The sequence below is a fragment of the Zoogloea sp. genome (genome assembly GCF_041914405.1).
Classification (GTDB): Bacteria; Pseudomonadota; Gammaproteobacteria; order Burkholderiales; family Rhodocyclaceae; genus Zoogloea.
The window spans coordinates 1-13,068 of the sequence record NZ_JAYSDK010000021.1 but is presented as its reverse complement, the minus strand read 5'-3'; the positions used below and the strand labels follow the sequence as shown (position 1 = coordinate 13,068).

General features: G+C 67.0%; 15 protein-coding genes and 1 pseudogene. 9 read left to right on the top strand and 7 right to left on the bottom strand.

What is annotated here, in order from left to right; translation table 11 throughout:
• Window positions 1-36: 36 nt before the first annotated feature.
• Window positions 37-639, top strand: coding sequence for an LON peptidase substrate-binding domain-containing protein (locus ACE3RX_RS13560; RefSeq protein WP_374484539.1), 603 nt, complete (start codon window positions 37-39; stop codon window positions 637-639).
• Window positions 640-704: 65 nt separating this feature from the next.
• On the opposite strand, the gene mutY is transcribed toward ACE3RX_RS13560, so the two are convergent.
• Window positions 705-1,760 (bottom strand): A/G-specific adenine glycosylase, encoded by a 1,056-nt coding sequence (gene mutY, locus ACE3RX_RS13555; protein ID WP_374484537.1) that lies wholly within the window; start codon window positions 1,758-1,760, stop codon window positions 705-707.
• 101 nt (window positions 1,761-1,861) lie between these two features.
• Between mutY and ACE3RX_RS13550 the strand changes: the two genes are divergently transcribed.
• The 5 genes from ACE3RX_RS13550 (at window position 1,862) to ACE3RX_RS13530 (ending at window position 4,866) form a co-directional block, all read left to right on the top strand.
• Window positions 1,862-2,353, top strand: coding sequence for a flavin reductase family protein (locus ACE3RX_RS13550; protein ID WP_374484535.1), 492 nt, complete (start codon window positions 1,862-1,864; stop codon window positions 2,351-2,353).
• 3 nt (window positions 2,354-2,356) lie between these two features.
• Window positions 2,357-3,154, top strand: a complete 798-nt coding sequence (locus ACE3RX_RS13545) for an alpha/beta fold hydrolase (protein ID WP_374484533.1) — start codon at window positions 2,357-2,359, stop codon at window positions 3,152-3,154.
• 20 nt (window positions 3,155-3,174) lie between these two features.
• Window positions 3,175-3,546 (top strand): diacylglycerol kinase, encoded by a 372-nt coding sequence (locus ACE3RX_RS13540; protein WP_374484531.1) that lies wholly within the window; start codon window positions 3,175-3,177, stop codon window positions 3,544-3,546.
• A 15-nt stretch (window positions 3,547-3,561) separates the two neighbouring features.
• On the top strand, window positions 3,562-3,765 hold the full coding sequence (locus ACE3RX_RS13535; protein WP_374484528.1) for a hypothetical protein: 204 nt from the start codon (window positions 3,562-3,564) through the stop codon (window positions 3,763-3,765).
• Window positions 3,766-3,858: 93 nt separating this feature from the next.
• Entirely contained in the window at window positions 3,859-4,866 is a 1,008-nt protein-coding gene (locus ACE3RX_RS13530; RefSeq protein WP_374484526.1) for a nucleoid-associated protein, read from the top strand.
• 3 nt (window positions 4,867-4,869) lie between these two features.
• On the opposite strand, the gene ACE3RX_RS13525 is transcribed toward ACE3RX_RS13530, so the two are convergent.
• From ACE3RX_RS13525 to ACE3RX_RS13515, 3 genes are all read right to left on the bottom strand, one after another.
• The gene (locus ACE3RX_RS13525; RefSeq protein WP_374484523.1) at window positions 4,870-5,565 is read right to left on the bottom strand and encodes a PepSY-associated TM helix domain-containing protein; all 696 of its coding nucleotides are present in this window, start codon (window positions 5,563-5,565) and stop codon (window positions 4,870-4,872) included.
• Between the two features lie 10 nt (window positions 5,566-5,575).
• Complete coding sequence (locus ACE3RX_RS13520) at window positions 5,576-7,687, bottom strand: TonB-dependent receptor (RefSeq protein ID WP_374484520.1); 2,112 nt, start codon at window positions 7,685-7,687, stop codon at window positions 5,576-5,578.
• 287 nt (window positions 7,688-7,974) lie between these two features.
• Window positions 7,975-9,012 carry an RNA methyltransferase gene (locus ACE3RX_RS13515; protein ID WP_374484518.1) on the bottom strand — a complete coding sequence of 346 codons (1,038 nt, stop codon included), beginning with the start codon at window positions 9,010-9,012 and terminating at the stop codon, window positions 7,975-7,977.
• 144 nt (window positions 9,013-9,156) lie between these two features.
• Here ACE3RX_RS13515 and ACE3RX_RS13510 point away from each other — a divergent pair, with 144 nt between their 5' ends.
• The 3 genes from ACE3RX_RS13510 (at window position 9,157) to ACE3RX_RS13500 (ending at window position 11,145) form a co-directional block, all read left to right on the top strand.
• Window positions 9,157-9,570, top strand: coding sequence for a VOC family protein (locus tag ACE3RX_RS13510; RefSeq protein ID WP_374484513.1), 414 nt, complete (start codon window positions 9,157-9,159; stop codon window positions 9,568-9,570).
• A gap of 39 nt (window positions 9,571-9,609) precedes the next feature.
• Entirely contained in the window at window positions 9,610-10,011 is a 402-nt protein-coding gene (gene arfB / locus ACE3RX_RS13505; RefSeq protein ID WP_374484511.1) for an alternative ribosome rescue aminoacyl-tRNA hydrolase ArfB, read from the top strand.
• A 264-nt stretch (window positions 10,012-10,275) separates the two neighbouring features.
• Window positions 10,276-11,145 carry a PA4780 family RIO1-like protein kinase gene (locus ACE3RX_RS13500; RefSeq protein ID WP_374484509.1) on the top strand — a complete coding sequence of 290 codons (870 nt, stop codon included), beginning with the start codon at window positions 10,276-10,278 and terminating at the stop codon, window positions 11,143-11,145.
• A gap of 24 nt (window positions 11,146-11,169) precedes the next feature.
• Here the strand turns inward: ACE3RX_RS13500 and ACE3RX_RS13495 are convergent, their stop codons facing one another.
• From ACE3RX_RS13495 to metX, 3 genes and pseudogenes are all read right to left on the bottom strand, one after another.
• The gene (locus tag ACE3RX_RS13495; protein ID WP_374484506.1) at window positions 11,170-12,033 is read right to left on the bottom strand and encodes a Dyp-type peroxidase; all 864 of its coding nucleotides are present in this window, start codon (window positions 12,031-12,033) and stop codon (window positions 11,170-11,172) included.
• 59 nt (window positions 12,034-12,092) lie between these two features.
• Window positions 12,093-12,695, bottom strand: coding sequence for a methionine biosynthesis protein MetW (gene metW, locus ACE3RX_RS13490; protein ID WP_374484504.1), 603 nt, complete (start codon window positions 12,693-12,695; stop codon window positions 12,093-12,095).
• A 10-nt stretch (window positions 12,696-12,705) separates the two neighbouring features.
• Window positions 12,706-13,068, bottom strand: a pseudogene (metX, locus tag ACE3RX_RS13485) (homoserine O-acetyltransferase); the annotation flags it as partial.

The following is a 13,068-nucleotide window of genomic DNA, read 5'->3' as shown; positions in this document are numbered from 1 at the left end:
GAATGAATTCGCCCCCACGGGGAGACATGACACACCATGCATGACACCGTCGAGATTCCTCTCTTCCCCCTGCATACGGTGCTGTTTCCCGACGGGGTGCTGTCCCTCAAATTGTTCGAGGCCCGCTACCTGGACATGGCGGCCCGCTGCATGCGTACCAAGACACCTTTCGGGGTGTGCCTGATCCAGGAGGGCGGCGAGGTCGGTAATCCTGCGGTGCCGTTCGAGACCGGCACGGTGGCGCGCATTGCCGACTGGGACATGTCCCAGCCCGGTCTGTTGTTCATCACCTGCCGGGGCGGGGAGCGTTTCCGCATCGTGTCGCGGGACATCCATTCCGACCGCCTGCAGACAGCCCATGTGGAGGTGGCTGTCGAGCCGCCGGTGGCGGCGGTACCGGCCGATCTGCACGGTTTGTTGCCTTTGCTGAGGGCCATCGTGGCCGACGCCGGCGATGAGATGTTCCCGCCGCCGCACCGCTTCGACGACGCCAGCTGGGTCGGCTACCGTCTGGCCGAGATCCTGCCAATCCCGGTGAAGGCTCGCCAGCGCCTGCTCGAACTGAACGACTCGATCTCCCGGCTTGAGATCATCCACGCCTACCTGCAGCAGCACCAGCTGATCGACGGCAGCGTCTGAAGCGGGGGTGGGATGGCTCCAGAGGTTCCCCCCCAACAGTGGCCAGTCCCACCGCCTGGTCCGGTTCAGGGTCGGCTGAACAGGTCGTCCTGCACCAGTTGTTCGAGCAGTTTGCGGATCGGCGCCGGCAGGGCCGCGTCGGCAAGGCGGTCGAGGGGCTGCCACAGGCGGCCGCCTTCCGTGACGGCTGGGGCGGGCGGTACGACCTCGAGTGCTTCGGGTTGCAGGGTCAGCGTGAAATGGGTGAACACGTGGCGGAAGGGCGTCAGCGGCGTGCGCTTGCGGACGTCCAGGCCGTAGTGGCGGGCGACCCAGTCGGTGCTATCCGCGTCTTCGGGCAGTTCCGGCAGGCTCAGCAAGCCGCCCCAGATGCCGCTGGGCGGTCGGCGTTCCAGCAGCACCGCACCATTGGCGAGGATGGCGGCAAAGCGGCTGCTGCGCTGGGGGCTTTCCTTGCGCGGGCGCGGGGTCGGCAGCTCGGTGACACGGCCGTCGCGCAGCGCTACGCAGCGTTCCGCCAGCGGGCAGCGGGCGCAGGCGGGGCGGCCGCGGGTGCAGATGGTGGCGCCGAGGTCCATCTGGGCCTGGGTATAAACGCCCACGTTCCGTTCCGGCAGCAGGCTTTCTGCCAGGTCCCACAGGCGGTTTTCCACGGCCTTGGTACCGGGGAAACCGTCGATGCCGAAGACGCGGGTCAGCACCCGCTTCACGTTGCCGTCGAGGATCGCCGCCCGCGTGCCGTAGGCGAAGGCGCTGATCGCCGCCGCTGTCGAGCGCCCGATGCCCGGCAGCTCGGCGAGTTGGGCCGGATCGGCCGGAAAAACGCCGCCGTGGCGCGCCATCAGGGCCTGGGCGCACTTGTGCAGGTTGCGCGCGCGGGCGTAGTAGCCGAGGCCGCTCCACAGGGTCAGCACGTCCTCTACCGGTGCGGCGGCGAGGCTGGGCAGATCCGGGAAGCGTTCAAGGAAGCGCGCGTAGTAGGGGATGACGGTTTCCACCTGGGTCTGCTGCAGCATGATTTCCGATAGCCACACCCGGTATGCATCATTGGTCTGCCAGGGCAGATCGTGGCGACCGTGTTGGCGCTGCCAGGCGATCAGGGTTTCTGCAAACGTACTCAATTTCGTTACCTCTCGACGCTGACCCGCCGGGCGGCGATAATTTCAGCCCCCCAAACTGGATTCCTGCCCGCCGTGACGGCGCGCGGACAACCCGATTTCATATGACCTCTCCCAAGAACGATCCGGCGGTACGCGCCTTTCGCGACACGCTGGGCATGTTTCCCACCGGCGTGACGGTGATTACCGCCCGCGCGCCGAGTGGCGAACCCATCGGCCTCACCGTCAGCTCCTTCAATTCGGTGTCCCTGACGCCGCCGCTGGTCGTGTGGAGTCTGTCGAAGCACCTGCCGAGCGTGCCCATTTTCGAAAACGCCGCAGTGTACGCGATCAACATCCTGGCCGATGATCAGCAGGACATTTCCCAGCGCTTCGCCAGCCGCAGCGACGACAAGTTCGCGGGTCTGCCCTTTACCGAGGGCCTGGACGGGGTGCCGCTGCTGCCTGGCTGTGTGGCCTGGTTCGAATGCCGGCAGTTCGCCCGCCATGAAGGTGGCGATCACGTGGTGTTCATCGGCGAAGTGGCGCGCTTCGATCGCCAGGCGGACAAGACGCCGTTGGTTTTCCAGGGTGGCGCCTACCGCCGCCTGGCCTGATCCATGGACGCACCGCGCTGGATCGAGACCGGCAGCGGACCCCGCGGGCTGCTTTTCCTGCACGGGGTCAGCGGTGGCGCGGCCGGCGCCCTCGACATCCTGCCGCGCATGACACCGCCGGGCTGGCGTGGCCTGGCCTGGGACATGCCGGGCTACGGCTTCAGCGCGCCGCTTGACCCCTTGAGTTTCGACACGCTGGCCGGCGCTGTGGCGGACCTGCTCGACGCAGCCGGCCTCGACAGCGCGGTGCTGGTCGGCCACAGCATGGGCGGCATGATCGCGTTGCAGACGGCGGTGCGCTTTCCGGAACGGGTTGCCGGTCTCGTGTTGGCCTGCTGTACGCCGGCCTTCGGGGCCGCGTCGGGGGCCATGCAGAAGGCCTTCCTCGACCGTCGCCTGGGGCCGCTGGACGATGGGGCCAGCATGCGCGAATTGGCCATCGACGTGATTCCGACGATGGTTGGCCCTGGTGGCGAGGCCGAGGTCGTCCATGACGCGGTCGACCTGATGGCGCAGATCCCGCCCGACAGCTATCGGGCGGCGATGCACGCGCTGGTCCGTTTCGACCAGCGGGCGGCCCTGTCCACGCTGGAGATGCCGGCGCTGGTGCTGGCCGGTACGCACGACACCGTATCCACGCCGCAGGTGGTGCACCGCATGGCCGAGCGTCTGCCGCTGGCCACGTACCGGGAGCTCGACGCCGGCCACATGGCCCCCTTTGAGGAGCCGGAAGCCTTTGCCGCCGAAGTCCGTGGTTTTATTGCCGGCCTCGATAATCTGCCTGTCACCGGCAGCCGCTAGGCTTGGACATTTTGCCCGCCATGGAAGAAAGCCCCTTCAAAGGCAAGACCGGCCTGACCCGTGTGTGGAACGCCTTCCACTATTCGATGGCCGGGCTCGGCGCGGCCTACCGCAACGAGGACGCCTTCCGCCAGGAAGTCTGGCTGGCTATCGTGCTGATCCCGCTGGCTCTGTTCCTGCCCGCCAGCGGCATCGGCAAGGCGCTTATGATTGCCAGCGTGCTGCTGGTGATCATCGTCGAACTGATCAATTCCGGTCTCGAAGCGACGGTGGACCGTATCTCCCTCGAACATCACCACCTGGCCAAGCGCGCCAAGGACATCGGCAGCGCGGCGGTCTTCGTGGCGCTGTTGAATGTGCTGGCGGTGTGGGGGCTGGTGCTGTTCGGCTAAGCAGGAAATACCCTCATGAATATTGCATCCGGCAAGAAGCCCTGCGTCAATTGCACCTGCGCCACCACCGGCTTCTGTCCGCGTGGCGTGGGCGCCAACATCCCGCCGGAACTGGCCGCACAGCAGAGCCCTGCGCCTGCCAAGCCTGTTTCCGCCGGCCAGCTGCGTCGTGACCAGTTGCGCCAGCTGCCCGGCAATCGCCGCAAGATGCGTTTCTGAGCCTCTTCCCCGTGGGGCGAATTCATTCGCCCCACGGGCCGTGATCCTCTGCCCGGCGTGAGAGAATTCGCTCCCCTGTTTCCGGAGTCCTCCATGTCCGAGTCCACCCAGGCCATTGCCGACCTCGTCATCCACCGCCTGATCCGGGCCGCCGAAGGTGCGTCCACGGTCGAGCTGCGGCCGGCTTCCAACCCCGTCGATGAACCTGCCGCGCGCCTGATGGAGCGCCTGTGCCGGCACTTCGCCGAGCGGCCGGGCAAGGGCTATGGCTGGTTCGAGAAGGACGAGCGGGCCTTTCCGATGCCGCGCCTGGTGCGCGAGCACGCGGTGGATGGAAGCATGGATTTCGCGACCCTGTCCCGCGAGATGGTGACCCACCTGCAGCAGCGCCTCGACGAGGACAAGGTGGACGACGGCGGCTATGTGCTGATCGCCCGCGCCACCATCTTCGGCGCCGACTGCCTGTACGTGGCCCTGCTGCAGGAGACCCTCGGCACGGTGATCGGCGACGGCCTCAGCATCCACGACAGCCCGCACCTGGACTTCGGCGCGCTGCAGGTGGCCGGGCGCATCGACATCACGGCCTGGCAGAACGGCGCCGAGCGCTACATCGCCTTCCTGAAGGGGCGCGGCGACCTGGCCGGCTGGTTCAAGCGCTTCCTCGGCTGCACCGACGTGGTGATCGCCCTCAAGGAGACCAAGAAGCTGGTCGAGACTTTGAGCCATTTTGCCGACACCCAGCAGCTGGAAACCCGCGAGCGCGACGAGTTGCTCGAACGTGCCCACCTGGTGCTGGAGGAGATGGGCGAGAGCGGCGCGGCCCTCGACCTGCAGTCGGTGGCGAGCCAGATCTTCCCCGACGCGCCGCAGAAGCTCAGCGAAACGCTGCAGGACGAAGCCCTCGACCTGGCCAGCGGCTTCGTGCCGGACAAGCGGGCCTTGAAGCCCTTGATCCGCTTCCGGGCCAGCGCCGAGGACTGGAAGCTGGAGTTCGAACGCAGCGGCCTGCGCTCCGGCGCCGTGCAGTACGACAAGGCCAGCAACACGCTGGTCCTGACCAACGTGCCGGAAAGCCTCAAGAAACTGCTGCTGGAAGAATAAGCCCTACAGCGACCACATGAACCAGCCGGCGGCGCCAAGGGCGCCGAGGCTGGTCAGTACGGCGGTGGTGCGCAGCGGGTGGAATTGCGTCCACAGCAGCAGGCCGGTGATCGACAGCAGGATCAGGCTGCCGGCGATGGTGTCGGACAGCAGCACCCAGAAGGCGTTGGCGCCGACCGCCATGTGCAGCCGTGTAAGGGTGCCGATCGGTGTGGCGTCCGACTGCTCCAGTTTGACGAAACGGTTGCCGACGAAATACTCGGCGCTGACCCCGCGGGTCGGCGTCTGCAGGCCGACGGTCCAGCGCTCCGGCTGGGCCACGTCCCGGTCGGCCCAGATCACCGTGCGGGCCGGCTGGGTCTTCACCTGGGTCACCTGTCCCGCGGCAAATCCAAGCTCATCACGCAGCCAGCCGGCAAGCTCGTCCGGGTTGGTGAAGCTCCGCGGCAACTGCAGCTGGACGGTCGTCTGCACGGTCTTCTCCACCGGGATCTTGAGCACCGCCCGGTGGTTGAGCAGGATGCCGCTAGCGCCGAACAGCAGCCCCAGCGCGGCACCCCACAGCCCGACGTAGAGATGGATCTTGCGCAGCCGGCCGAGGAACACCGCGCGCCGGCTGCGCCGCCGCGGACGGGCTGCGTGCGGCGTGGCAGCGGAGGGCTGGCCGTCGAGGACGGCGACGGTGTCGCTGGAAGGCATCGGGCAGTCCTCAGAAGGCGTAGCGGGCGGTGAGCTGCACTGCGCGCGGAGCGCCCGGCAGGTTCAGGTTGGCGTTGCTGCCGTGGCCGGCGACGATGTACTTGCGGTCGAACAGGTTGGTCAGGTTGAGCTGCAGGTCGAGGCCCTTGACGCGGTAATAGGCCATCGCGTCCACGGTGGTGTAGGACGGCAGCGTGACGGTGTTGCCCGGATTGGCGAAGCGGTCGCCGACGTAGTTCAGGCCGGCGCCGGCGCCAAAGCCGCCGCCCAGGGCCTTGGTCAGCCACAGGTTGGCGCTGTGTTCCGGCGTCAGCGTCGGGCGCTTGCCCTGCACCGCCTGGCCGGCGTCCGTGGCGATCGACGACACCATGCGTGCATCCAGCCAGGCGTAGCCGGACCACAGCTGCCAGCCGTGGGGCAGATCGCCGGAGAAGCTCAGCTCGATGCCGTTGGTGCGCTGCACGCCGAGGGGCATCAGGACGTTGGTGGTTGGATCGGTGGTCTTGATGTTGGTGCGTTCGAGCCGGAAGGCCGACGCAGTGGCCGACGCCAGACCATTGAAGAAGTCGAACTTGGCGCCGATCTCCTGATTGGTGGTTTCCTCCGGCGCGATGCTGGCGTTGTTGGCAGCGAGCGGGAAGCTCTCGCCCGACGGCTGAAAGGACTTGCTCCAGGACGCGTAGTAGGAACGGTCCTCGGTCGGCTGATAGACCAGGCCGGCGCGCGGGCTCAGCGCGCTGTCGGTGCGTTCCAGGTTGGACTGGCCGGCCCGGCGTTCGCGGGTCGTCTGCTGGAAGCGGTCATAGCGCAGGCCGGCCAGGGCCTTCCAGTGCTGGGACAGGGTGGCCAGGTCCTGGATGTAGGCGCTGCTCACCGACATGATGCCGACGTTGTTGGTGGACGGTGCGGCGGTCACGTTGAAGGGCAGCACCGGCAGCACCGGGTTGAACAGCGACACGGTCGCGATGTTGTTCTGGGTGCGGAACAGCTGGTCCTTGGTCTGCTGGCTGACCTCGACGCCGTACAACAGCTGGTGGGGCATGCCGGCCAGCGTGGTCTTCTGAACCAGCTCGGCCTGGTTGAAATAGCCGTCTTCCTGGCGCCGCACGTTGCTGCGGTTGAGGGAGGCGGTCAGGGCCTTCTCATTGACGGCGCCGACCAGGGTGTTGTTGCGGTCCAGCGTGTAGTCGTAATAACGGAAGGCGTTGCGCACCGACCAGGCCTCGTCGAAGCGGTGGTCCAGCGTGAAGCCGATGGCCGACACGCGGGTCTGGGTGTAGTCCGCGTCGCGGGCGTTGGCGGCGCCGTAATAGGTACTGGCCGGAACACTCACCGGCCGGCCCTGGTAGGCCGGAATGCCGAAGTCGGTCAAGCGGCGGTCGGACAGATATTCGGCCTGGATCAGCAACTTGGTCTGGCTACCGAGCTGGAAGGACAGGGACGGTGCGAAGGCCTCGCGTTCCAGAAATTGCATATTGCGGTAGCTGTCGCCGCGCTCGACGGCGCCGGTGACGCGAAAGGCCACGCCGCTGTCGTTGAACTTGCGGGCCAGGTCCACCTCGCCGCGGCGCTGGTTCCAGCTGCCGACCTGCAGGCTGACCTCGCTGCGGTCGATGCCGGGCTTCTTGGTGATCCGGTTGATCAGGCCGCCCGACGAGCCGCGCCCGTACAGCACCGAGGCGGGGCCTTTGACGACTTCCACCTGCTCGACGTTGGACAGGTCGCGGAAGTACATCGCGTCGTCGCGCAGGCCGTCGATGAACTGGTCGGCGATCGCCGAGAAGCCGCGGATCGTCACCTGGTCACGCTGGCCGTCGCCGGTGGACAGGCCGACGCCGGGCACCGACTTCAACACATCCTGCAGCGAATGAACGGCCTGGTCGCGCAGCAGGCTCTGGGGCACCACATTGACGGTCTGCGGGATGTCGCGCAGCGGCGCGTCGATCTTGGTAGCGCTGGTGGCGGTGGGTGGGTTGTAGGTCGGCGGCAGCTCACGACCGCCGCTGACCTTGACCGCGGACAAGGTCGGCCCCCCGTCGGATTCGGTAGATTGCTGGGCCCATGCGCCGGAGCTGCACAGGAGGGAGATTGCCAGCGCCAGCGGGCGTCGTTGCAGTGCCATGTCGGTTCCTTCGAGACCTGGAATGAGATCCGGCGTGGCTGGCTGGTCGCGGTATCAGGCGGCACTGGCTGGCTGAAAGCCCGGGTGTTAAACAGTGTGAAATTCGGTAAGGCTGTGAAAATTGTAAATGATGTTTATTCTCATTTGCAAGCCCGGTAAATCCGATTCGTACAGCGCAGGGCGCGTGCTGGTTTGTGAAGAGGGCGCAAGGAGGCCACCGTTTTCCGCGTGGGGGCGCGGAAAACGGTGGTTGGGGCAGGTGGGGGAGAGGTGTTGCGGAGGCGGCGTCAGGCCGCCGGTTTGCGGACCATGCGTACCGGCGTTTCACCGGCGATGACGCGGGCGCGTAGTTGCCCGCAGCCGCCGTCCACGTCCTGGCCGGCGGAGTTGCGCAGCTTAGTGAGGATGCCGCGACGGTGGAGTTGGCGCGCGATGTCCGCAGCCTTGTCCCAGTCGGGCCGGCGGTAGGGCAGGTCGGGCACCGCGTTGTAGGGGATCATGTTCATGATCGCGTACTTGCCGGCCAGCAGGCGCACGATGCCGTCGAGTTCTTCCGGCGTGTCGTTGAGGCCGTCGATCAGTGTCCATTGGTACTGGATCGGGTAGCCGGTGGCGCGGGCATAGGCTTCGCCGAGTTCGACGATCTCGTCCGGCGTCAGCGGCGGCGCCTTGGGCAGCAGGTCGGCGCGCAGGTCGGCGCGGGTGGTGTGCAGGGACAGGGCCAGTGCCGGCTTCACCGGGCCTTCCGGCAGGCGCTCGAAGACCCGCGGATCGCCGACCGTCGAGAACACCAGATTCTTGTGACCGATGCCGCCCTCGGTGCCGAGGAGCTGGATCGCTTCGAGCACGTTGTCGAGGTTGTGGGCCGGCTCGCCCATGCCCATGAAGACCACCTTCTTCACGTGGCGGCGGGCGCGGGCCAGCACCACCTGCGCGACGATCTCGGCGCTGCCGACCTGGCGCAGCAGGCCGTCGCGGCCGGTCATGCAGAAGCGGCAGCCCACCGCGCAGCCGACCTGGCTGGACACGCACAGGCCGTCCCGCGGCAGCAGCACGCTCTCCACCGTCTGCTTGTCGGCGAGTTGTACCAGCAGGCGCGCCGAGCCGTCCTCGCCGGGGTGTTCGGAGCGCACCTGGGCCAGCCCGGCGAGTTCTTCGGTGAGCGCCGGCAGGGCGTCCAAGATGGCCTGCGGCAGCATCGGCCCGCGCCGCGTGGGGCCGGCGTCGAGAGGCAGGGCGTGGGTCCACGCGCGCAGCACGCGCTGGATGTGCACGGGTTTGGCGCCCAGGTCGGCGAGGCGTTGGCGGAGGTGTTCGATGCGCATGAGGGGGCGAATGATAGCAACTGGGTCGATACCGCGGCATCCGCATCGACCACGATGAGCGCTTCCTCGGTGGACGCCGGTGCCGCCATCGCCTACACCTTGACCATTGGGCCTCCGGCCCAAACCCTTACAAGGAGGCATGCGATGCAAGTGAATCCCTACCTGTTCTTCGATGGCCGCTGCGAAGAGGCCGTGCAGTTCTACCAGCACGCGCTCGGTGCCCAGGTGGATATGCTGATGCGCAACCGGGACAACCCCGAACCGCCGCCGCCGGGCATGCTGCCGCCCGGTTCGGAAGACAAGGTTATGCACTGCAGTTTCCGCATCGGCGACGCGCTGGTGATGGCCTCCGATGGGCGCTGCCAGGGCGGTACGCCGTTCCAGGGCTTCGCCTTGTCCGTCGCGCCAGCCGATCCCGCGGTGGCCGAGAAATTCTTTACGGCCCTGGCGGAGGGCGGGCAGGTGCAGATGCCGCTCGGCAAGACTTTCTGGTCACCCTGTTTCGGCATGGTGACGGACCGTTTCGGGGTGCTGTGGATGGTGACCGTGGCGTCGTGACGGGGTGCCGGGGGCCGCGCATCGGTTAAAGTGCCGGCGATGTGCCCCTCTTTCCGTGTGTCCGACGACGAGATCGAATTCACTGCCATCCGCGCCCAAGGGGCCGGCGGGCAGAACGTCAACAAGGTGTCGACGGCGGTGCATCTGCGTTTCGACATTGTCGCCTCGTCGCTCCCTGACGCCATCAAGGAGCGTCTGCTCCAGTTGGGTGACCAGCGCATCAGCAAGAGTGGGGTGGTCATCATCAAGGCCCAGGAATACCGCAGCCTCGACAAGAACCGCGCCGAGGCCCTGGGCCGCCTGCAGGCGCTGGTCGATAGCGTCGCTGTGGTGCCGAAGGTGCGGCGCGCAACCAAGCCGACCCGGGGTTCGGTGACCCGCCGGCTGGAGGGCAAGGCGCGCCGCAGTGCCGTCAAGGCTGGCCGGGGGCGTGTCGAATAGGGCCGGATGCGGGATAATCGCCGCCTCACGCTTTATTCGGGCGCTGCATGCTTTCGCTGCGCCCCGCCATTTTTCTCCTGTCTCTTCCCGCATCTGCCGGTCGTTCATCCGGCAGCACTGTCGGCAGCCTTTTTCACGCAGCATCCCGCAGGATCTCCCCATGCAATTCCAAAGCTCCATCCCCGGCAAGGATGCCCCCATCGAATCCTCCATCGTCACCTTGTCGCGGGCGGCCGGCGCCAGGCCGCACCCGGAGCGGCGCGTATGAAGACGCCGAGCCGGATCGAGCCGCTGGTCGCCGACGGCCTGGTGGATGGCGTGTTGCGTCAGTTGATGAGTGGCAAGGAAGCCATGGTCTACGTCGTCCAGTGCGGCGATGAGGTCCGCTGCGCCAAGGTGTACAAGGAGGCCAACAAACGTGGCTTCCACACCGCGGTGGATTACACCGAGGGCCGCAAGGTGAAGAACAGCCGCCAGGCCCGCGCGATGGCCAAGCGTTCCCGCTACGGCCGCGAGGAGCAGGAGGCCGCCTGGCAGCACGCCGAGGTGGATGCACTGCGCCGCCTCGCCGCGGCTGGCGTGAGGGTGCCCGAACCCTACCAGTTCCATGAGGGCGTGCTGCTGATGGAGTTGGTGGCCGACGAGGATGGCGAGCCGGCGCCGCGCCTCAATGATCTGGCGCTGAGCGAGGAGGATGCGCTCGACTACCATGCGGCCCTGATCCGCGAGGTGGTGCGCATGCTGTGCGCGGGCATCGTGCATGGCGACCTGTCCGAGTACAACGTGCTGGTGGATGCGAACGGTCCGGTCATCATCGACCTGCCCCAGGCTGTGGATGCCGCGGCCAACAACAACGCCAAACGGATGCTGGAGCGGGACGTAGACAACCTGGCCAGCTATTTCGGCCAGTTCGCCCCGGTGTTGCTGGAGACCCGCTACGGCCCTGAAATCTGGTCTCTTTACGAGACTGGGGCGCTCCATCCGGACAGCGCTTTGACGGGCCGCTTCGAGGAGGCCGCGCGGGACGTGGACCTGGATGAAGTCATGCAGGTCATCGACGCGGCCAAGGATGAGGACGCCGAACGGCGGGCCCGCGAGGAGGCCGCCCGGCTCGAGGCGCTGGGCGGGAACTGAGCGGACTGGGCCCTTCGGCTGTTTTTAGTCCTGCAGGCGGGACAGGTCCAGCTTGCCGTTCGACATCGGCGGACACCAGAAGTAGCTGCCGGACAGCGGCCGCGTGAAGCGGAACAGCGCGTCCACGATGCCGTCCTCCAGGCCGACCATCCGGCGCATCTGGGCCTGAAAGGCATCCAGGGTGTGGCCGAAGGCGACGAACATCAGGCCGGCGTCGCGGCCTTCCGCCCACGGCAGCGAGCGGCGCAGTACGAAGGCCTCCGGGCTGAAGCTCTCCTGGGCGGTGCGTTTTACGTGGGCCGATGCGGGGGCGTCGTCGAGTTCCTCGTTGTCGGAACGGCGGCGGCCGATGCAGTCGTCACGCTCTTCCGGCGCCATCGCTTCGAGGCGGCGGAAATCGTGGATCCAGCGCTGCACAGCGACGAAGCTGGAGCCGTCGGCAGCGATCGCTGCTTCAACTGCAGCGTCGTCGGTGGGGTTCTCGGTGCCATCCTCGTAGCCACTGAGGTCGCGGCCGCCGTCATGTTTGAAGGCGTCCCAGGATTCTTCCAACTGGAACACCGGGGCGAGGGCTTCCTCGATATGGCGGGCCCGGTGCAGTAGCTCGCCGCGGTCCTCGCCCCGCAGCCACAGCCACAGCGCGAAGGGCGTTGAGGGCAGCTCCACGCCGGGACCGTTGAGCGGCGGGAAGGGCTTGAGGCCGGCGACCTTTTTGCCAAGGGCCGTGACGGGGGCCAGGCCGATGCCGGCCACTGTGCGCTCGCCGTCCACGACTGCCTGCAGGGCCGCGAGGCCGGCGGACACGTCGCTGTCGGGCTGGAGGGAAAAGGACAGGTAGCGGGCGAGGGGCGGCAGCGGCTGCAGGATGCCGGCTTGCGGGGTGCTCATGATTCTCTCCGGGTATTGTTCGCTTCGCCGGCGATGATAGAGCAATCCCCGCCGGGCCGTCAGCCGCCCGCCGAGCCGTTGCGGCCGAGGCGGTAGAGGGCGACGCTGGCCAGGAAGTTGGGCTCCTCGACGATCACCTTGTCCTCGTCGAAGGCCAGCCGTTCATGGATCGCGATGCCTTCCTGCTCGCACAGGGCCTCGAAATCGGCAATGGTGAAGAAGCGCACGTTGGGCGTGTCGTACCACTGGTAGGGCAGGTTCTTGGAAACCGGCATGCGGCCGTTGAGGATGGCTTGGCGATGGCGCCAGTAGGCGAAGTTGGGGAAGCTCACCACCGCTTCGTGGCCAACGCGCAGCATCTCCTTGAGGATGCCCTGGGTATTGCGCATGGCCTGCAGGGACAGGCTCATGATGACGTGGTCGAAGAAGCCGTCGTCGAAGCCGGCAAGGCCTTGTTCGAGGTCGATCTGGATCACGTTGACGCCGTTGCGGGCGCAGGCCAGCACGCCCTCCGGGCTCTTCTCGACGCCGTAGCCGCGGACCTGGCGGCGATCCTGAAGGTAACGCAGCAGGCTGCCGTCGCCGCAGCCCAGGTCGAGGATCCGTTCGCCGGGCTCGATCCAGTTGGAGATCACATCGTAGTCGTAACGCTGGAAGCTCATCTTTTAGCCCTCACAGCTTGATGTTGTCGATGTAGGCCCGCAGCACGGAGTGGTACTGGGCATCGTCGAGGAGGAAGGAGTCGTGCCCGGCCGGACAGTCGATCTCGGCGTAGCTGACCCGCCGGTCGCTGTGCATCAGCGCGTAGACGATCTCGCGGCTGCGCGACGGGGCGAAGCGCCAGTCGGTGCTGAAGGACACCACCAGGTAGTCGGCCTTGGCGCGGCCGAGGGCGGCGACCAGGTCGCCGTCGTAGTCGAAGGCCGGGTCGTAGTAGTCGAGGGCCTTGGTGGTCAGCAGGTAGGTGTTGGCGTCGAAGAAGCCGGCGAACTTGTCGCCCTGGTAGCGCAGGTAGGACTCGATCTCGAATTCCAC

Bases quoted from the DNA above. Each gene is read 5' to 3' on its own strand.
- ACE3RX_RS13495 (WP_374484506.1), bottom strand. From the start codon at position 12,033: ATGAGCACCCCGCAAGCCGGCATCCTGCAGCCGCTGCCGCCCCTCGCC.
- ACE3RX_RS13525 (WP_374484523.1), bottom strand. From the start codon at position 5,565: ATGCCTTCCAGCGACACCGTCGCCGTCCTCGACGGCCAGCCCTCCGCT.
- ACE3RX_RS13515 (WP_374484518.1), bottom strand. From the start codon at position 9,012: ATGCGCATCGAACACCTCCGCCAACGCCTCGCCGACCTGGGCGCCAAA.
- ACE3RX_RS13550 (WP_374484535.1), top strand. From the start codon at position 1,862: ATGACCTCTCCCAAGAACGATCCGGCGGTACGCGCCTTTCGCGACACG.
- ACE3RX_RS13510 (WP_374484513.1), top strand. From the start codon at position 9,157: ATGCAAGTGAATCCCTACCTGTTCTTCGATGGCCGCTGCGAAGAGGCC.
- arfB (WP_374484511.1), top strand. From the start codon at position 9,610: ATGTGCCCCTCTTTCCGTGTGTCCGACGACGAGATCGAATTCACTGCC.
- ACE3RX_RS13560 (WP_374484539.1), top strand. From the start codon at position 37: ATGCATGACACCGTCGAGATTCCTCTCTTCCCCCTGCATACGGTGCTG.
- ACE3RX_RS13500 (WP_374484509.1), top strand. From the start codon at position 10,276: ATGAAGACGCCGAGCCGGATCGAGCCGCTGGTCGCCGACGGCCTGGTG.
- ACE3RX_RS13520 (WP_374484520.1), bottom strand. From the start codon at position 7,687: ATGGCACTGCAACGACGCCCGCTGGCGCTGGCAATCTCCCTCCTGTGC.
- ACE3RX_RS13545 (WP_374484533.1), top strand. From the start codon at position 2,357: ATGGACGCACCGCGCTGGATCGAGACCGGCAGCGGACCCCGCGGGCTG.
- ACE3RX_RS13530 (WP_374484526.1), top strand. From the start codon at position 3,859: ATGTCCGAGTCCACCCAGGCCATTGCCGACCTCGTCATCCACCGCCTG.
- ACE3RX_RS13540 (WP_374484531.1), top strand. From the start codon at position 3,175: ATGGAAGAAAGCCCCTTCAAAGGCAAGACCGGCCTGACCCGTGTGTGG.
- metW (WP_374484504.1), bottom strand. From the start codon at position 12,695: ATGAGCTTCCAGCGTTACGACTACGATGTGATCTCCAACTGGATCGAG.
- ACE3RX_RS13535 (WP_374484528.1), top strand. From the start codon at position 3,562: ATGAATATTGCATCCGGCAAGAAGCCCTGCGTCAATTGCACCTGCGCC.